This window comes from Streptomyces sp. NPDC058157 (assembly GCF_042884105.1).
Lineage (GTDB): Bacteria > Actinomycetota > Actinomycetes > Streptomycetales > Streptomycetaceae > Streptomyces.
The window spans coordinates 15,682-34,035 of sequence record NZ_JBHVUQ010000069.1 but is presented as its reverse complement, the minus strand read 5'-3'; the positions used below and the strand labels follow the sequence as shown (position 1 = coordinate 34,035).

At 70.3% G+C, this 18,354-nt stretch carries 15 protein-coding genes; 5 read left to right on the top strand and 10 right to left on the bottom strand.

All coding sequences use genetic code 11. The features are described 5' to 3' along the window. Positions 1 to 143 precede the first annotated feature (143 nt). A complete protein-coding gene (locus tag ACFVXK_RS19115; RefSeq protein WP_389613120.1) occupies positions 144 to 1,679 on the top strand; it encodes an FG-GAP-like repeat-containing protein in 1,536 nt (511 codons plus the stop codon). A 69-nt stretch (positions 1,680 to 1,748) separates the two neighbouring features. On the opposite strand, the gene ACFVXK_RS19110 is transcribed toward ACFVXK_RS19115, so the two are convergent. The 4 genes from ACFVXK_RS19110 to ACFVXK_RS19095 form a co-directional block, all read right to left on the bottom strand. Next, positions 1,749 to 2,555 (bottom strand): polyprenol monophosphomannose synthase, encoded by an 807-nt coding sequence (locus tag ACFVXK_RS19110; RefSeq protein WP_389613118.1) that lies wholly within the window; start codon positions 2,553 to 2,555, stop codon positions 1,749 to 1,751. Between the two features lie 23 nt (positions 2,556 to 2,578). After that, positions 2,579 to 3,661 (bottom strand): NDP-sugar synthase, encoded by a 1,083-nt coding sequence (locus ACFVXK_RS19105; RefSeq protein ID WP_358896533.1) that lies wholly within the window; start codon positions 3,659 to 3,661, stop codon positions 2,579 to 2,581. A 120-nt stretch (positions 3,662 to 3,781) separates the two neighbouring features. Further along, positions 3,782 to 5,080, bottom strand: a complete 1,299-nt coding sequence (locus ACFVXK_RS19100) for an acyltransferase family protein (protein WP_389613134.1) — start codon at positions 5,078 to 5,080, stop codon at positions 3,782 to 3,784. A gap of 158 nt (positions 5,081 to 5,238) precedes the next feature. After that, positions 5,239 to 6,396, bottom strand: a complete 1,158-nt coding sequence (locus ACFVXK_RS19095; RefSeq protein ID WP_045949344.1) for an acyl-CoA dehydrogenase — start codon at positions 6,394 to 6,396, stop codon at positions 5,239 to 5,241. Between the two features lie 240 nt (positions 6,397 to 6,636). Between ACFVXK_RS19095 and ACFVXK_RS19090 the strand changes: the two genes are divergently transcribed. Beyond that, positions 6,637 to 7,980 carry a UDP-glucose dehydrogenase family protein gene (locus ACFVXK_RS19090; protein ID WP_389613115.1) on the top strand — a complete coding sequence of 448 codons (1,344 nt, stop codon included), beginning with the start codon at positions 6,637 to 6,639 and terminating at the stop codon, positions 7,978 to 7,980. Positions 7,981 to 8,177: 197 nt separating this feature from the next. Next, positions 8,178 to 9,383, top strand: a complete 1,206-nt coding sequence (locus ACFVXK_RS19085; protein WP_389613113.1) for a glycosyltransferase 87 family protein — start codon at positions 8,178 to 8,180, stop codon at positions 9,381 to 9,383. On the opposite strand, the gene ACFVXK_RS19080 is transcribed toward ACFVXK_RS19085, so the two are convergent. The 4 genes from ACFVXK_RS19080 to ACFVXK_RS19065 form a co-directional block, all read right to left on the bottom strand. Then, positions 9,380 to 10,453, bottom strand: a complete 1,074-nt coding sequence (locus tag ACFVXK_RS19080; protein WP_389613111.1) for a membrane dipeptidase — start codon at positions 10,451 to 10,453, stop codon at positions 9,380 to 9,382. The genes ACFVXK_RS19085 and ACFVXK_RS19080 overlap by 4 nt on opposite strands. Before the next feature lie 169 nt (positions 10,454 to 10,622). Then, positions 10,623 to 11,801, bottom strand: coding sequence for a dipeptidase (locus ACFVXK_RS19075; RefSeq protein ID WP_389613110.1), 1,179 nt, complete (start codon positions 11,799 to 11,801; stop codon positions 10,623 to 10,625). Next, positions 11,798 to 12,325 carry a 5-(carboxyamino)imidazole ribonucleotide mutase gene (gene purE, locus ACFVXK_RS19070; protein WP_389613109.1) on the bottom strand — a complete coding sequence of 176 codons (528 nt, stop codon included), beginning with the start codon at positions 12,323 to 12,325 and terminating at the stop codon, positions 11,798 to 11,800. Before purE ends, ACFVXK_RS19075 begins: the two co-directional genes overlap by 4 nt. After that, positions 12,322 to 13,461: a 5-(carboxyamino)imidazole ribonucleotide synthase gene (locus tag ACFVXK_RS19065; RefSeq protein ID WP_389613107.1), complete on the bottom strand. Its 1,140-nt coding sequence runs from the start codon at positions 13,459 to 13,461 to the stop codon at positions 12,322 to 12,324. Before ACFVXK_RS19065 ends, purE begins: the two co-directional genes overlap by 4 nt. A 267-nt stretch (positions 13,462 to 13,728) precedes the next feature. Between ACFVXK_RS19065 and ACFVXK_RS19060 the strand changes: the two genes are divergently transcribed. Continuing rightward, positions 13,729 to 14,265 (top strand): GtrA family protein, encoded by a 537-nt coding sequence (locus ACFVXK_RS19060; protein ID WP_389613105.1) that lies wholly within the window; start codon positions 13,729 to 13,731, stop codon positions 14,263 to 14,265. Positions 14,266 to 14,301: 36 nt separating this feature from the next. Here the strand turns inward: ACFVXK_RS19060 and ACFVXK_RS19055 are convergent, their stop codons facing one another. Continuing rightward, on the bottom strand, positions 14,302 to 15,567 hold the full coding sequence (locus ACFVXK_RS19055) for an ATP-binding protein (protein WP_389613103.1): 1,266 nt from the start codon (positions 15,565 to 15,567) through the stop codon (positions 14,302 to 14,304). A gap of 61 nt (positions 15,568 to 15,628) precedes the next feature. Then, positions 15,629 to 16,306, bottom strand: coding sequence for a response regulator transcription factor (locus ACFVXK_RS19050; RefSeq protein WP_042812873.1), 678 nt, complete (start codon positions 16,304 to 16,306; stop codon positions 15,629 to 15,631). A 471-nt stretch (positions 16,307 to 16,777) separates the two neighbouring features. Between ACFVXK_RS19050 and ACFVXK_RS19045 the strand changes: the two genes are divergently transcribed. Continuing rightward, on the top strand, positions 16,778 to 18,295 hold the full coding sequence (locus ACFVXK_RS19045) for a peptide MFS transporter (RefSeq protein ID WP_389613101.1): 1,518 nt from the start codon (positions 16,778 to 16,780) through the stop codon (positions 18,293 to 18,295). Positions 18,296 to 18,354: the final 59 nt, after the last annotated feature.

The following is an 18,354-nucleotide window of genomic DNA, read 5'->3' as shown; positions in this document are numbered from 1 at the left end:
AACAACAACGGCGCCATCAACGCCTGGATCAACAACGGCGGCGACACCGGCGGCGGCTGGACCACCTACGGCCAGATCGCCACCGGCGCCTGACCGATGGCTCGCCCATCTCCCGTCTTCCACCCGAGGAATCGATCCAGCTGATGAAGCGCACCACCACACTCGGCCTCGCCGCACTGATGAGTCTGGCCGCCCTCGGCGGCGCCACCGGCGCGGCCTCGGCGGCGACGCCGCCGGCCTCACCGGCGATCAAGGTCATGCCCCTCGGTGACTCGATCACCGCCGGAGCCGGAAGTTCCACGGGCGCCGGATACCGGCTGCCGCTGTGGAACGCGACCACCGCACAATCCCGTTACTCCATCGACTACGTCGGCTCGGGAAGCTCCGGAGCCGTGGCGGACCCCGACCACGAGGGTCACAACGGCTACATGGTCGACCAGATCCGCAGTGGGATCGACGGATGGGTCAACGCGGCCAACCCGGACGTCGTCCTGCTGCACCTCGGGATCAACGACCTCGACCGGGGCGCGGACAAGGAACACGCGGCGGATCGCCTCTCCGCCCTCGTCGACCGCGTCTTCGCCGACAAGCCCGGCGTCACGGTCCTCGTCCAGGGCCTCATTCCCACCACGGACGGCCTGCAGGGCCTGGTGAAGGACTACAACGCTGCGGTCAAGGGGCTCGAGCCCGGCAAGCAGGCCGCCGGGAACAAGTTCCGCTACATAGAGCCGCCGGCCCTGACCTCCTGGGAGATGGCCGACCGTCTCCACCCCAACGACCAGGGGTACGCCCGGATGAGCCAGGCGTTCAACGGCGCGCTGAACAAGGCGTTCAACGACGGTTGGATCGGTGGCAAGCACGTCGCCCGTGCCGGCAACGAGTCGGGCGGCACGGGCCGTGTGCGGTGGGCGGACTTCGACGGTGACGGCCGCGCCGACCACATCACCGTCGAGGACAGCGGCGCAGTCGACGTCCGCCTGAACAAGGGCGGGGACGGGCACGGCGGCTGGCAGGACATCGGCCAGGTGGCAGCCGGTGTGACGAGCGACCGCAGCAGGGTGAGGTTCGCGGACTTCGACGGTGACGGCCGCGCGGACTACATCATGGTGAACTCCACCGGCGCGGTCAACGTCTACCTCAACCGCGGTGGCGACAACGGCGGCGGCTGGGCCGCCATCGGTGGGGTCGCCACCGGCATCACGAGCAACTCCGACCAGGTACGCTTCGCCGACTTCGACGGTGACGGCAAGGCCGACTACCTCACGGTCGCGGACAACGGCGCGGTGAACGTCTACCTCAACCGCGGCGGTGACACACGTGGCGGATGGGTCACCCTGGGACAGGTCGCCACCGGCACCACGACGAACCGCGGCCGGCTGCGCCTGGCCGACCTCGACGGTGACGGCAAGGCCGACTACACGGTGATCAACGACAACGGGTCGATCACCACGTACCTCAACCGCGGCGGCGACGGACACGGCGGCTGGTTCAATCCCGGTCAGTTCGCCGCCGGTCTCACCACCAACCCGGACCAAGTGAGCTTCGTCGACGTCACCGGCGAGGGCAGGGCCGACTACCTCCTGACCTACGCCGGCGGTTCGGTCGGCGCCTGGGCCAACAACGGCGGCGACACGGGCGGCGGCTGGACCGCGTACGGACAGATCCTCGCCGCGAGCTGACACGACGACACCGGACACACGCGAGGGGCACCCCCGAGGGGGTGCCCCTTGCGGCGAACGTACGTGTGTCTACCTGCCGACGCTGGCGCGGAGCTTCCACGGCATCGCGATGGACTCCAGCTGCACGGCCAGGTTCATCTTCGACTCGCCGACGGTGCGGTCCTCGAAGTGGATCGGGACCTCCATCACCTGGAAGCCGCGGCGCAGGGCCTTGTACTTCATCTCCACCTGGAAGCTGTAGCCGGCGCTGCCGATCGACGCGAGGTCGATCGCCTTCAGCGCGCCCGCGCTCCACAGGTTGAAGCCGCCCGTGATGTCACGGACGCGGGTGCCCAGGATGGTGCTCGCGTACGCGTTGGCCCAGCGGGAGAGCAGCTTGCGGTGCGCGCCCCAGGCGTCGGACAGGGTGCCGCCCGGCACGTAGCGGGAGCCCACGACCAGGCCGGCGCCGGTGGAGCGGGCCACGCCCAGCATCTCGGCGATCTTGCCGGCCGGGTGGGAGCCGTCCGCGTCCATCTGGAGCACGTACTCGGCGCCGTCCTCGACGGCCTTGGCCATGCCGGCGGCGTAGGCGCGGCCGAGGCCGTCCTTCGCGGTGCGGTGCAGGACCGACATGCGCGGCTTGCCGTCCTCGGTGAGGTAGCCCTCCGCGAGTTCGTCGGCAATCTTGCCGGTGCCGTCGGGCGAGGAGTCGTCGACGATCAGCAGGCGCAGGCCCGGCTGGTCGAGACCCATCAGCAGTTCCACCATGCCCGGAAGGTTGCCCGCCTCGTTGTAGGTCGGCATGACCACGGTGAGGGGGGTGTGCGCCCAGGTGTCGGGGAGCTTGGTGGTGGCAACGTCGGTCTTGCGGGGAGTCTGCTGCTCGCCTATCACAGGGTTATGCCTCACTGAGTCGATCACCGGTCGGAGGAGAAACGGACGGCTGCGTCGGGCAGTTCCGCCTCGCACCACACCCGCACCCCTGCACGGAGTTCGTTGTCGGCCCCCACGACGGCGCCGTCCCCGATGACGGCACCGGTCACGACCGTGCGCGAACCCACCGAGGCGCCGGCGCCGATGAGGCTGGCGTTCACCACCGTGTCCGCGCCGAGGACCGCGCCGTCCAGCACGATGGACCCCTGGACGACAGCGCCCGATTCGATCCGGGCGCCGGCGCCCACCACGGTACCGCCCGTCAGCTTGGCGCCTTCCGCCACCTGGGCACCCGGGAGGACGAGGGCCTCGCCGCGGGGGCCGGGTACGGCCGGGGAGGAGACGACGCCGCGCACGAGGTCGGCGGAGGCCTGCACGAAGGACTCGGGCTTGCCGAGGTCCAGCCAGTAGGTGTCCTCGGTCACGCCGTGCAGCTTGGCGCCGGAGGCGAGGAGGCCGGGGAAGGTCTCGCGCTCGACGGACACCGGACGGCCGGCCGGGATGGAGTCGATCACGCTGCGGCGGAAGACGTAGCAGCCGGCGTTGATCTGGTCCGTGATGATCTCTTCGGGGGTCTCGGGCTTCTCGGTGAACGCGAGCACCCGCCCGTCGGGGTCGGTGGGGACCAGGCCGAAGGCGCGGGGGTCCTCGACGCGCACGAGGTGGAGGGAGACGTCGGCGTCGGCCGCCCGGTGGGACTCCACCAGGCCGGCGATGTCGAGGCCGGTCAGGATGTCGCCGTTGAAGACGAGGACGGGGGAGTCCGGGCCGCCGGTCAGGCGCTGGGCGGCGTTGCGGATGGCGCCGCCGGTGCCGAGGGGCTCGTCCTCGACGACGTACTCGAGGGTGATGCCGAAGTCGGATCCGTCGCCGAAGTAGGGCTCGAAGACCTCGGCGAGGTAGCAGGTGGCCATCACTATGTGCGTGACACCGGCGGCAGCGGCCCTGGCGATCTGGTGGGCGAGGAACGGGACGCCCGCTGCCGGAACCATCGGCTTGGGGGTGTTCACCGTCACGGGGCGCAGTCGCGTCCCCTGCCCGCCGACGAGCAGGATCGCTTCCGTCATTTTGTTCTCTCCCCAAGCGGTTCAGGCGTACGAAGCTTTTAATCTAGCCCATCGGAGGCTTTGCGAAGGCCGCGCCGGAGGCGGCTCGGGCCGCCTCCGGTCCGGCCCGCCACCCCCGTTTCAACGCCGGTGCGACACCGGATCCGGCCTGTTGCCTTCCAGGGTTTTGAGCAGCCGCTTGGCAAGGCGTTGGCCCGGCAGTTCCACCATCCGGTAGGTGAGGTGACTCAGGAGCAGGACCAGTGCGAGGAAGATCAGGGCTGGAATGAACTTTCCGGGCCCGTGCTTCGGGATTTCCACGCCCTGCATCATCCAGTGGACACCGTGAAGCACGGGAAGGTGCACCACGTACACCGAGTAGCTGATCGCGCCGAGCCAGGTGAGCACCTTCGGGAATGCGGCATTACGCAACAGCATTCCGATGCCGAACGTCAGCCACGCCGCAAAATAGGGGAGGACGAAGCCGTTCCATCCCGCGGTCCAGCTCCGGTCCAGAGCCGGGCCACGGTTGTACATGTAGCCGGCGGCCAGGCCCGCGAACAGGACGAACCCGCAGCACACCGCACCGAACAGGCGGTCGATCTGGCCGTGCTGCATTCGGTAGATCGCCGTGCCCGCGAACATCGTGGCGAAGATGAGGGTGGTTTCGAAAAAGGGCGCCCGGGCGTTGCCCAGAACCAGTAGCAGGCCGAGCCCGCCGAGGACCAGCGCGCCGAGCCGGGTCAGGTCCGCACGGCCGCTGAACACGCAGGACATGCCGACGAGCACCACGACGGTGCAGGCCAGGATGAGGTTGCGCGTCGAGGACGGGTCGGCCGTGATCAGCCGGGAGCCGACGGCCCCGCCGAGCAGGAGTGCCAGTGCGGCGAAGGCCAGCGAGATCTGGGCACTGAGCCGGTGGCGGCCGAGTACGAACAGGGCCGTGACGAGGAAATAGAAGACCATCTCGTAGGAAAGGGTCCACATGGCGCCCAGCGCACTGGGTATGTTCAGCATTTCGTGCAGCAGCAGTGCGTTCGCCAGGGTGGACCTGACCGGATGGTCGACCACGGCGTCCGGCACCGCGGAGTGATCGGCGGGCAGGAGGATCAGCGCCGCGCCGATGACGACGACGAGCAGCGGGTAGATCCGGAAAATCCTGCCTACCCAGAATCCCCGCACATCTCCGCGGCGTTCCAGCGAAGCCGGCACGATGTATCCGCTGACGAGGAAGAACAGCATGACGGCGTAGATGCCGAGGTCGAAATTCCTGGAGATGAAATCTCCGCCTGGGAGCAGTCCCAGCATTCCGAAGTGATGCACTGCGACCAGCAACGCCGCGATGCCGCGGAGTGCGTCCAGCCACCCCAGTCTTGCCACGGGCCGGTCTGCGGCAATGACGCCGGCAGCTGAGTGTCGACTCGCCGAGTGCTGTTCCATCACGGTCACAGCAGAGCAGGCTAGCCCAGATACGAGGGGGGCTCGGTCGACGCTGAGGCCCACCCCAGGACCGGAGGATTTATCGTGCCCCACTCGTTACGAACGGCCCCCGCTTCTCGCCGGGGGCCGTCCGTACCGATGTGGTCGGACCGGAACCGTTACGGCAGGTTGCGGGCCATGACGATGCGCTGGACCTGGTTGGTGCCCTCGTAGATCTGGGTGATCTTGGCGTCGCGCATCATGCGCTCGACCGGGTAGTCGCGGGTGTAGCCGTAGCCGCCGAGGAGCTGGACGGCGTCCGTGGTGACCTCCATCGCGACGTCCGAGGCGAAGCACTTGGCCGCGGCGCCGAAGAAGGTGAGGTCGGAGTCGACGCGCTCGGACTTCGCGGCGGCGGCGTAGGTCAGCTGGCGGGCGGCCTCGATCTTCATGGCCATGTCCGCGAGCATGAACTGGACGCCCTGGAAGTCGCCGATCGGCTTGCCGAACTGCTTGCGCTCCTGGACGTAGCCCTTGGCGTAGTCCAGGGCGCCCTGGGCGATGCCGAGGGCCTGGGCGGCGATGGTGATGCGGGTGTGGTCGAGGGTCTTCATCGCGGTGGCGAAGCCGGTGCCCTCGGCGCCGATCATGCGGTCGGCGGGGATGCGGACGTTGTCGAGGTAGACCTCGCGCGTCGGGGAGCCCTTGATGCCGAGCTTCTTCTCCGGGGCGCCGAAGGAGACGCCCTCGTCCGACTTCTCGACGACGAAGGCCGAGATGCCCTTGGAGCGCTTCTCGGGGTCGGTGACGGCCATGACCGTGTAGTAGTCGGAGACGCCCGCGTTGGTGATCCAGCGCTTGACGCCGTTGAGCACCCAGAAGTCGCCGTCGCGGACCGCGCGGGTCTTCATGCCGGCCGCGTCGGAGCCCGCGTCGGGCTCGGAGAGGCAGTAGGAGAACATCGCGTCGCCCTTGGCCAGCGGGCCGAGGTACTTGGCCTTGAGCTCCTCCGAGCCGGAGAGGATCACCGGGAGGGAGCCGAGCTTGTTGACGGCCGGGATCAGGGAGGAGGAGGCGCAGACGCGGGCCACTTCCTCGATGACGATGACCGTGGCGAGGGCGTCGGCGCCGGCGCCGCCGTAGGTCTCGGGCACGTGGACGGCGTGCAGGTCGTTGGCGACGAGGGCGTCGAGGGCCTCCTGCGGGAAGCGGGCCTCCTCGTCGACGGTGGCCGCGAACGGGAGGATCTTCGCCTCGCAGAGCGCGCGGACGGACTCGCGGAGCATGTCGTGCTCCTCGGCCGGGCGGTACAGGTCGAAGTCGGCAGAACCCGCCAAGATCAGTCACTCCCCAGGATGACGCGCCGTAGGGCGCTGACAGCCGTGTGTCGCTGGCATGCGCGCGGCGCGGGATGCTAACTACCGTTAAGTAACCCAAATTCTAGTTCCCGGCGCCGGTGCAGCGATATGTGGCGCGTACGTGAGCTGCGTGACAGCCGGATGCTCCTGGGAACGTCCCCCACGACCGGCCCGACTATGCTCGGGGGCCGCAAACGGCCCCGCACCTCTGGAGCATCCATGGCCCCCCTCAAGATCACCGTGATCGGCACCGGCTACTTGGGCGCCACGCACGCCGCGGCCATGGCGGAGCTCGGCTTCGAGGTGCTGGGGCTGGACGTGGTGCCGGAGAAGATCGAGATGCTGGCCGCGGGCCGGGTCCCGATGTACGAGCCGGGGCTGGAGGAGTTGCTCGCCCGGCACGTCGCGGGGCTGCCGGGGGCCACCGGGCGGCTGCGGTTCACGCAGTCGTGGGAGGAGGTCGGGGAGTTCGGCGACGTGCACTTCGTGTGCGTGAACACCCCGCAGAAGCACGGCGAGTACGCGTGCGACATGTCGTACGTGGACTCCGCGATGGAGTCGCTGGCGCCGCATCTGACGCGGCCCGCGCTGGTGGTGGGGAAGTCCACGGTGCCGGTGGGGTCGGCCGAGCGGCTCGCCGCGAAGCTCGCCGCGCTGGCCCCGGCGGGCGCGGACGTGGAGCTGGCGTGGAACCCGGAGTTCCTGCGCGAGGGCTTCGCCGTGAACGACACCCTGCACCCCGACCGGATCGTCGTCGGCGTGCGGGGCGAGCGCGGGGAGAAGCTGCTGCGGGAGGTCTACGCGACGCCGATGGCGGAGGGCACCCCGCTGGTGGTGACCGACTTCCCGACGGCCGAGCTGGTCAAGACCGCCGCCAACTCCTTCCTCGCCACCAAGATCTCCTTCATCAACGCGATGGCCGAGGTCTGCGAGGCCGCCGGCGGCGACGTCGTCAAGCTCGCCGAGGCCATCGGCCACGACGAGCGGATCGGCGCCAAGTTCCTGCGCGCCGGCATCGGCTTCGGCGGCGGCTGCCTGCCCAAGGACATCCGCGCCTTCATGGCCCGGGCGGGCGAGCTGGGCGCCGACCAGGCGCTGACCTTCCTCAGGGAGGTCGACTCCATCAACATGCGCCGCCGCGGCCACATGGTCGAGCTGGCGCGCGAGGCGGTCGGCGGGTCCTTCCTGGGCAAGCGGGTCGCCGTGCTCGGCGCCACGTTCAAGCCGGACTCGGACGACGTGCGCGACTCCCCCGCGCTGAACGTCGCCGGGCAGATCCACCTCCAGGGCGGGCAGGTCACCGTCTACGACCCCAAGGGCATGGACAACGCCCGCCGCGTCTTCCCCACCCTGGGCTACGCCGACTCCGCGCTCGCCGCGGCCCGCGGCGCGGAGGTCGTGCTGCACCTCACCGAGTGGCGCGAGTTCCGCGAGCTCGACCCCGCCGAGCTGGGATCCGTCGTCACGGACCGGCTGATCCTCGACGGGCGCAACGCCCTCGACCCGCTGCGCTGGCGGGGCGCGGGGTGGACCTACCGGGCCATGGGACGCCCGCAGGCGTAGGGTCCGGGGGCGGTCCGGGGGCCGGGCAGGGCGGCATGAAGGACCCATCCTTGAAGGGCCTCGGTCAAAAATGGGGAAAAAACGACTGGGTAGACTTCGCGCCGATGACCACGACCAGCAGCCTCCCAGCCAACCCCACCGCATCCGCGACGGCACCGACCGACACGCCTGACCGGCGGGGATCCTTCGAAACAGCCATGCGAGGCCGCGGCGCCCTGCTGGGCATCGGAGGGTTCTGGCTGGCCACCAGGGCAGCGATGCTCTGGTTGCTCGTCAACGACTTCCACGGCTCGAACGCCGTCCGCGTGGAGGTCACCGCGACCTACCACAACTGGTACAACGTCCTCGTCCACTGGACGATGCCGCACAACGACATCATGTGGCAGTACCCGCCGGCGGCCGCGTCGATCTTCCTCTCGCCGGACCTGCTGCCGTTCCTCACCTACTTCCAGGCCTTCGTCGCCCTGACGGTGCTCTGCGACGCCGTGATCCTCCTCGGTCTGATCCGGGTGGCGCGGCGGGACGACGGCAGCATCGCCGGCGCCCTGGTGTGGCTGGGAGCTCTGCCGCTGCTGATGGCGACCCCGTTCGCCCGCTACGACATCCACGTCACCCTGTTCGCGGTCTTCGCGCTGCTCTGCATGCGTAACCGTCCCCGCCTCGGCGGGGTCGTGGCCGGGATCGGGGCGATGGTGAAGGTGTGGCCGCTGCTCACGCTGCTCGGCACTCCGCGCGGCAAGTCCACGCGCGACGCGATCGTCGCGACGGCGCTGTCCTGCGCGGCGCTGCTGGGCGTGTTCGCGCTGCTGTTCAAGGACACGCTGGGCTTCCTGGGCAACCAGGGCAACCGCGGCGTTCAGGTCGAGTCGCTGGGCGGATCGGCACTGATGGCGGCACTGCGCCTGGACCTGTGGCCCGGCAAGATCGAGTTCCAGTACGGAGCGTTCGAGTACGTCGGCCCGTACGTGTCGAGCATCGCGCGGGCCTCGATGGGCCTGACGGTGATCGGTTTCCTGCTGCTTCTGCTGTGGCGGGTGAAGGCCAACCGCTGGTCGAGCGCGACGCCGTTCGACGCCGCGCTCTGCGCGATCCTGGTCTTCACGGTCACCAGCCGGGTCATCAGCCCGCAGTACATGATCTGGCTGCTGGGTCTCGCGGCCGTCTGCCTGACCTCGAAGCACACCACCCAGCGGCCGGTCGCCTGGCTCCTGGTCGTGACGACCGGGCTCACCACGCTGGTCTTCCCCGTGTGGTACGACTCGGAGATCCTGGCCACCAGCACGCTGGGCACGGTGCTGCTCTGCTCCCGCAACGCGCTGCTGCTGTTCGCGACGGTGTGGTCCGGCGTCCGGCTGTGGAAGGCGACCGTGCTGCCGAAGCCGGCGCTGTCGGACAGGTCCTAGGCCGGGGGCGCCTTGTGCTGTGCGGCGCGGGCGGTGAACTCCGCCTCGCGCAGCACCCGCTGGGCGTTGCCCCAGGTGAGGAGGGTGAGGTCGGCTTCCGACCAGCCGCGTTCCAGTAGTTCCGCGATCAGTCGCGGGTAGCCCGAGGGGTCGGTGAGTCCGGCCGGTCTCGGGCTTCCGTGTTCGGAGCCGAAGGCGGCGCCGAGGCCCACGCCCTCGGGGCCGGCGAGGGCGCGTACGTGTTCGACGTGGTCGGCGACGGCGTGCAGGGAGTCGCCGGTGCGTTCGGAGTCGAAGGTGACCATGGCCACGCCGCCGGCCGCGCGCAGGGCGAGGAGGACCTCGTCGGTGGCGTTGTCCGGGTGCGGGTTGAGGGAGGCGGCGCCGGTGTTCGAGATGATCACGGGTGCCTTGGAGGCGGCCGCGAGCTGGCAGGCGGCGGCGGGCGGGCAGCCCGTCAGGTCGATCAGGATCGCGAGCCGGTTCGCCTCCTTGACCACCTCGTGGCCGAAGGCCGTCAGTCCCTCGTCGGACCAGGGGGCCCCGGCGGGCGCGAGCAGCCGTACGCCGAGGGCGTGGAAGGCGCGCAGGGCGCCGAGGGAGCCGGTGAGGGTGCTGCCGGGGACGGGTCCGAGGAACGAGGCGATCCGGCCGCGGTTGCGGGCGTCGGCCATGTCGTCGGCGGTCAGCGCGAGGTACAGGCTGTCGGAGTAGCGGCGCATCAGGGCGCGTGCGGCGTCGATCTGTTCGAGGGTCTCGCACACGGCCTGGGCGCAGGAGTCCGCGCGGGGCGGGCCGGGGGGTACGAGGAGGGTCCAGAACTGGGCGCCCACTCCCCCGGCGCGCAGCCGGGGGATGTCCGTGTCCACCTCGTTGTCCGGGGTGTCGATGTCGTGGTACGGGCTCTGGCGCAGGGTCCAGACGAGGGTGTTGCAGCCGTCGGCCACGGGATGGACGGCGAGCAGCGCGGCCGCGCGGTCCAGGGATCCGCCCGCCGTCAGGGGGGCGGTGACGGGGACGTCTTCGGCTCCGACACCCACGGAGTGGGGTTCATCCTGCAGGTCGGCCATGGCATTCGCTCCGGTCTCGGCGGCAGCAGGGAGATATGGGGCCACCGTGACATGGGGGGTGAGGATGGCGCCCGGCGAATGCGGCGTTCGGGTGTACGGCGGTACGGGACGGGGGCGGGACCGGGGTGGTGTTCCCGGTCCCGCCCCCGTGATTCCGCGGGGCCGCCCTCTAGAGCACGGCGTTGGAGGGGCCGCGGGTGGCCGAGAGGTCCCGGGCGACCGCTTCGGCGTCGCGCAGCGCCCGTACGGCGTTGGACCAGGTCAGCTTGGCCAGGTCGGCCCGGGACCAGCCGCGGTGCAGGAGCTCCGCGATCAGGTTCGGGTAGCCGGAGACGTCGTCGAGCCCGGCCGGGGTGAAGGCCGTGCCGTCGAAGTCGCCGCCGATGCCGATGTGGTCGACGCCGGCGACCTCGCGCATGTGGTCGAGGTGGTCGGCGACGGTGGCGGCGGTCGCCACGGGGCGGGGCCGGCCGGCTTCGAAGGCCCGGTGGAGGGCCATCGCCTCGGGGGTGGTGTCGAGGTGGTGGAAGCCGTGGGCGCGCAGGTTCTCGTCCGCGGCGAGGGTCCACTCGACGGCGGCCGGGAGGATGAACTTCGGCACGAAGGTGGCCATGGCGACGCCGCCGTTGGCGGGCAGCAGGGCCAGCACGTCGTCGGGGACGTTGCGCGGGTGGTCGCAGACCGCCCGGGCCGAGGAGTGCGAGAAGATCACCGGCGCGGCCGAGACGGCGATCGCGTCGCGCATGGTGGTCTCGGCGACGTGCGAGAGGTCGACGAGCATGCCGATGCGGTTCATCTCGCGGACCACCTCGCGGCCGAAGTCCGCGAGGCCGCCGTGGCGGGGTGCGTCGGTCGCCGAGTCCGCCCAGTCGATGGTGTCGTTGTGGGTGAGCGTCATGTAGCGCACGCCCAGCTGGTGCAGGGCGCGCAGGGTGGCGAGCGAGTTGTTGATGGAGTGGCCGCCCTCGGCCCCCATCAGGGAGGCGATCCGCCCGTCGGCGCGGGCCGCTTCCATGTCGTCCGCCGTCAGGGCCCGCACCAGGTCCCCGGGGTAACGGGCGATCAGCTGGCCGACGGCGTCGATCTGCTCCAGGGTGGCGCTGACCGCCTCGTCGCCCGCGAAGTCGGAGCGGACGTAGACCGACCAGAACTGCGCGCCGACGCCGCCGGCGCGCAGCCGGGGGAGGTCGGTGTGCAGGTGGGCGGACTGGTCGCCGGCGAGGTCACGGCCGGCGAGGTCGTAGCGGACCTGCTCGCGCAGGGCCCAGGGCAGGTCGTTGTGGCCGTCGACGACGGGGTGCTCGGCGAGGAGCTCCCGGGCCTCGCCGAGCAGGTCCGCCGCGCTCACTTGCCGAACCCGAAGGATTCGGCTCCGGCCACCTTGGCGCGCAGGCGCTTGCCCTTCTCGGTGGCCTGGTCGTTCAGCTCCTGCTGGAAGTCGCGCATCCGGCCGAGCAGCTCGGGGTCGTGCGCGGCGAGCATGCGCACGGCGAGCAGGCCGGCGTTGCGGGCGCCGGCGACGGAGACGGTGGCGACGGGAACCCCGGCGGGCATCTGGACGATCGACAGGAGCGAGTCCATGCCGTCGAGGTACTTCAGCGGGACCGGCACGCCGATGACGGGCAGCGGGGTGACGGACGCGAGCATGCCGGGCAGGTGGGCGGCCCCGCCCGCACCGGCGATGATCGCCTTGAGGCCGCGCTCGGCGGCGTGCTCGCCGTAGGCGACCATCTCGCGCGGCATCCGGTGGGCCGAGACGACGTCGACCTCGTAGGGGATCTCGAACTCGTCCAGGGCCTGGGCGGCGGCCTCCATGACCGGCCAGTCGGAGTCCGAACCCATGACGATGCCCACGACGGGGGAAGTGCTCATTCGGTGATCGTTCCTCTGAGGTAGCCGGCTGCGTGGCGTGCGCGTTCCAGCACATCGTCCAGGTCGTCGCCGTAGGTGTTGACGTGGCCGACCTTGCGGCCGTGCTTCACGTCCTTGCCGTACATGTGGATCTTCACCTGCGGGTCGTGGGCCATGCAGTGCAGGTACGCCGCGTACATGTCGGGGTAGTCCCCGCCGAGGACGTTGGCCATCACGGTCCAGCGGGCCCGGGGGCGCGGGTCGCCCAGGGGGAGGTCCAGGACCGCGCGGACGTGGTTGGCGAACTGGGAGGTGACCGCGCCGTCCTGGGTCCAGTGGCCGCTGTTGTGCGGGCGCATGGCCAGTTCGTTGACGAGGATGCGGCCGTCGGTGGTCTCGAACAGCTCCACGGCCAGGTGGCCGGTCACGTCGAGCTCCTTGGCGATGCGCAGGGCCAGGGCCTGCGCCTCGCCCGCGAGGGCTTCGGAGAGGTTGGGGGCGGGGGCGATCACCGTGTCGCACACGCCGTCGACCTGGATGGACTCCACGACCGGGTAGGCAACGGCCTGGCCGTGCGGGGAGCGGACGATGTTGGCCGCGAGCTCGCGGACGTAATCGACCTTCTCCTCCGCGAGGACCGGGACGCCCGCCTTGAACGGGGCCTCCGCGTCCTCGGGCGTGCGGACGAACCACACGCCCTTGCCGTCGTACCCGCCGCGCACCGTCTTGAGGATGACGGGGAAGCCGCCGACCTCGTCCGCGAAGGCCGCCGCGTCCGCCGGATCGCTCACGATCCGGTGGCGGGGGCTGGGCGCGCCGATCTCGTCGAGCTTGGCGCGCATCACCCCCTTGTCTTGTGCGTGCACCAACGCGTCGGGCCCCGGCCGGACGGGGATGCCGTCCGACTCCAGGGCCCGGAGGTGCTCGGTGGGTACGTGCTCGTGATCGAAGGTGATCACGTCGCAGCCGCGCGCGAAGGCGCGCAACGTGTCCAGGTCGCGATAGTCGCCGATGACGACGTCGTTCACGACCAGGGCCGCCGAGTCCTGGGGGGTGTCACTGAGGATCTTGAATCTGATGCCGAGGGGGATGCCCGCCTCGTGGGTCATGCGGGCGAGCTGACCGCCGCCGACCATGCCGACTACCGGGAACGTCACCTCTCCAGGGTATCCGCCGGTATTCCGCCATACGGACGCAGGCCTGGCGCGGACTCGCCGGTGGGGCCCGGATGCCTTGTGCGCGTTGTTTCCCAAGGGGTGGCGAGGCGCGCCGGGGCCCCCGGGGCGACACTTAACATGGTGGGGTTGACGAGATCGGGTGACACGCCCGGCGGGTGCCGAAGGCCCGCCCCGCGAACCGGCCCGCGGCCCGCCCGGGACTCCCACGACGACTCACACGACGACTGACAGGGACTGAACCATCACATGAGCACGCCGAACGCACTGCCGCTGTCCGAGCGCTTCCGAGGCATCGCCCGGGAGCTCGTCAAGTTCGGCGCGGTCGGCGGCGCGGGCGTCCTGGTGAACTTCGGCGTCTTCAACCTGCTGCGCGCCACCACGGACCTGCAGACGGTGCGCGCGAACGTGATAGCCATCGTGGTCGCCATCATCACGAACTACGTGGGGTTCCGCTACTTCACCTACCGTGACCGCGACCTGGGCAGCCGCCGCCGCGAGATGATCCTGTTCGTGCTGTTCAGCGTGATCGGCATGGTCATCGAGAGCGGTGTGCTCTACGTCGCCACGTACGGCCTCGGGCTGGACAGCTCGCTGCAGAACAACATCTTCAAGTTCTTCGGCATGGGCGTGGCGACGGTCTTCCGGTTCTGGTCGTACCGGACGTGGGTGTTCAAGGCCCTGCCGACGGACGCGGCTCCCTCGCTGGTCGTGGAGCAGCGCGACGGGCACGAGGCCGCGCCCGTCGCCGCCCGGACCCCGGAGCCGGCGGGCAACCAGGGCTGAGGCCCGTCCCCCGTCCCCTGTCCTACGTCCCTCGTCCTACCGGACCGTCCGCTCCGGCTCCGTGCGCTCGGGGGCGGTGCGGCTGAGGAAGAGCGCGAACACCGGCGGCTGACTCTGGAGGAGCTCCAGGCGGCCGCCGTCCGCTTCCGCGAGGTCCCGGGCGACGGCGAGGCCGATGCCGGTGGAGTTGCGGCCGCTGATGGCCCGCTCGAAGATCCGGTTGCCCAGGTCGGGCGGGACGCCGGGGCCCTCGTCGGTGACCTCGATGACGGCCTGGTTCCCCGTGACGCGGGTGCGCAGGGCGACGGTGCCGCCGCCGTGCATGAGCGCGTTCTCCACGAGGGTCGCCAGGACCTGGGAGACCGCGCCGGGGGTGCCGACGGCCCGCATGCCGGTCTTGCCGGAGCGGACGATGGCCCGGCCGCCGCTGCGGTAGGCCGGGCGCCACTCCTCCAGCTGCTGCTTGACGACCTCGTCGAGGTCGAAGGGGACGGCGGAGCCGGTGCGGGGGTCGCGCGAGTTCGTCAGCAGCCGTTCGACCACGTCCGTGAGCCGTTCCACCTGGGTGAGGGCGATGCTCGCCTCCTCGCGGACGGTCTCCAGGTCGTCGGTGACGGTGATCTCCTCCAGCCGCATCGACAGGGCGGTCAGCGGGGTGCGCAGCTGGTGGGAGGCGTCGGCGGCGAGGCGGCGTTCGGCGGTGAGCATCCGGCCGATGCGCTCGGCGCTGGCGTCGAGGACATCGGCGACGCGGTCGAGCTCGGGGACCCCGTAGCGCTTGTGGCGGGGCCGGGGGTCGCCGGAGCCGAGGCGTTCGGCGGTCTCGGCGAGGTCGGTCAGCGGGGAGGCGAGCCGGTTGGCCTGGCGGACGGCGAGGAGCACGGCGGCGACCACGGCCAGCAGGGCCACGGCACCGACCACGGCCAGGGTGCGCCCGACCTCGCGGGTGACGGTGGAGCGGGACTCCTCCACGACGACGACCTCGCCCTGCTCGCCGCGTGCGGTACCCCGGATGACGCTGTCCGCGATGCGGTCGCCGACCTCGACGGTCGGCTGTCCGGGGACGGAGATACGGGCGTACGTGCCGAGGTCCAGCTGTTCGGAGAGGGCGCCCGCCTCCACCCGCCGGTGTTCCAGGGCGTCGGCCTCGACCACGCCCAGCAGGCGCAGCGCCTCGGACCCGATGCGGTCCTGGGCGCTGCTGGTGATGGTCCGGGTCTCCACGATGACGAGGGAGACCCCGAACACGGCGATCACGACGAGGACCACGGCGAGGGTGGAGTTGATCAGACGGCGGCGCATGCCCTAGAGCATGCCCCAACGGGCGGACGCGCCCCGTCCCCCCGCCCCCGCCCCCCGGGCGTCAGCTTTTCTCGAAGCGGAAGCCGACTCCGCGGACGGTGGCGATGTAGCGGGGGTTGGCGGCGTCGTCGCCCAGCTTCTTGCGCAGCCAGGAGATGTGCATGTCGAGGGTCTTGGTGGAGGACCACCAGGTGGTGTCCCAGACCTCGCGCATCAGCTGGTCGCGGGTGACGACGCGGCCGGCGTCGCGGACCAGCACGCGCAGCAGGTCGAACTCCTTGGCGGTGAGCTGGAGCTCCTCCTCGCCCATCCAGGCGCGGTGGGACTCGACGTCGATGCGCACCCCGTGGGTGGCGGGGGCCTGGGCGGCGTCGTTGGCGCCGCGCCGCAGCAGGGCCCGTACGCGGGCCAGCAGCTCGGCGAGGCGGAAGGGCTTGGTCACGTAGTCGTCGGCGCCGGCGTCGAGGCCGACCACCGTGTCGACCTCGTCGGCCCGGGCGGTCAGGACCAGGATGGGGAAGCCGTGGCCCTCGGCCCGCAGTCGCCGGGCCACCTCCAGGCCGTCCATTCCGGGCAGTCCCAGGTCGAGGACGACGAGATCGACGCCGCCCTGCAGTCCGGCCTCCAGGGCGGTGGGGCCGTCCTCCCGGACCTCGACCTCGTAGCCCTCCCGGCGCAGGGCGCGGGCCAGGGGTTCCGAGATGGATGCGTCGTCCTCGGCGAGCAGTACACGCGTCATGTGGGTGATGGTAGTCCGCGGCGGGTGAAAGGAGGCGCCTGCCCGCGTACCCCTCTCGAACTGGGGTTATTGACTACTATCGGCCTTCGAACTTGACGTATCGGTTCCCAGGTTCCCTGTGATCCATATCTCAAGCCCTTCCATATGCATCGGTGCCCTGTCGTATGGTGGCGGAACGCCCGATGCACTATCGAGGGGACATTTGCGCTCAAATCCGAGCCAAGAACCTCAAATTCTGCTCTGGTCGGTCTCGTCCGGCCCAGATGACAGTGAATGACCTATGGGCCGGGCCCGGCGCGCGAGGAGGCGTGCAGGGCGTGGATCCCGGTTACGGCTGCTCCGTCACCCCGTCACAGCGGGGAACGACACCCCAGGGCGTGGGGTGGGGCATCCGTCGCCGGTGCCGGCCGCCCCCCACCGGGCGCTGATGAGCTCACGAAGCCAGGCGTCCCGAGCAAGCAAGGATCGACCATGGCTTCCAGCCTGACGAAGGACTCGGCGACTCCGGCGCCGGAAAAGACCTTCTTCGGACACCCCCGTGGCCTGGCCACTCTGTTCATGACCGAGATGTGGGAGCGCTTCTCCTACTACGGCATGCGCGCCCTTCTCGTCTACTACCTGGTCTCGGGCGGCGCCGACGCCGCCACGGGCAGCCAGGGCGGCGGTCTGGCCATGACCGCGGCGACGACCACGGCCATCTACTCCGTGTACGTGTCCATGGTCTACCTCATGGCCATGCCCGGCGGCTGGTTCGGCGACCGCGTCTGGGGCGCCCGCAAGACGGTCGCGATCGCCGGTTTCGTGATCATGGCCGGTCACCTGTCCCTGGCGATCCCCGGCCAGGCGATGTTCTTCGTGGGCCTGGTCCTGGTCGCGGCCGGTTCGGGTCTGCTCAAGGCCAACATCTCCACGATGGTCGGCCACCTGTACGACGGCCCGGACGACCCGCGCCGTGACGGTGGCTTCACCCTCTTCTACGTCGGCATCAACCTCGGTGCCTTCGTCGCCCCGTTCGTCGTCGGAACGGTCGGCAAGGAGCACAACTGGCACCTGGGCTTCGCCCTCGCCGCCCTCGGCATGGGCCTGGGCCTCGCCCAGTTCCTGCTCGGCACCAAGAACCTGAGCCCGAAGAGCAGCGAGGTCCCGAACCCGCTGACGCCGGAGGAGCGCAAGGCCGTCCTCACCAAGGTCGTCCTCGTCGTCCTGGGCATCGCCGTCTTCTACGGCGCCGTGGTCGCCCTCGGCGCGTACACGCTGAACTGGGCCCTGGTCCCGCTGACCCTGGCCGGCCTGCTCATCCCGATCGCCGTCCTGACGCGCATCAAGCGCGACAAGGACCTGTCGGGCGCCGAGCAGTCGAAGATGACCGCGTACATCTGGTTCTTCGTCGCCGCCGCCGTCTTCTGGATGATCTACGACCAGGGTGGCTCCACGCTGTCCCTGTTCGCGGACGACAAGACCGCCGACACCGTCTTCGGCTTCGCCTTCTCGGCCACCTGGTACCAGTCGCTGAACCCGCTGTTCGTCATGGCGCTGGCCCCGGTCTTCGCCTGGCTGTGGCTGTGGCTGTCGCGCAAGAACCAGGAACCGAACACCATCGTGAAGTTCTCGATGGGTCTGGTCCTGATCGGTGCCTCGTTCTTCGTCTTCATCGTCCCGATGGGCATGGCGACGGGCGACACCAAGGTCTCCCCGATGTGGCTCGTCACGATCTACATGATCCAGACCATCGGTGAGCTGTGCGTCTCCCCGGTCGGCCTCTCGGTCACGACCAAGATGGCGCCGCAGAAGTACGCCTCCCAGATGATGGGTGTCTGGTTCCTCGCGGTCACCGCCGGTGACTGCACCACCAGCCTCCTGTCCATCGGCGGCGTCGACCTCAACGGCACGTGGGTGATCGGCTTCCAGGCCGCCGCCGCGGTCCTGGCCGGCTTTGCGGTGTACACGTACCGCAAGAAGGTCCAGGCGCTCATGGGCGACGTGCACTGACGCACCCGTAGTGGTTGGTGAAGGCCCGGCACACCGGATGGTGTGCCGGGCCTTCGTCC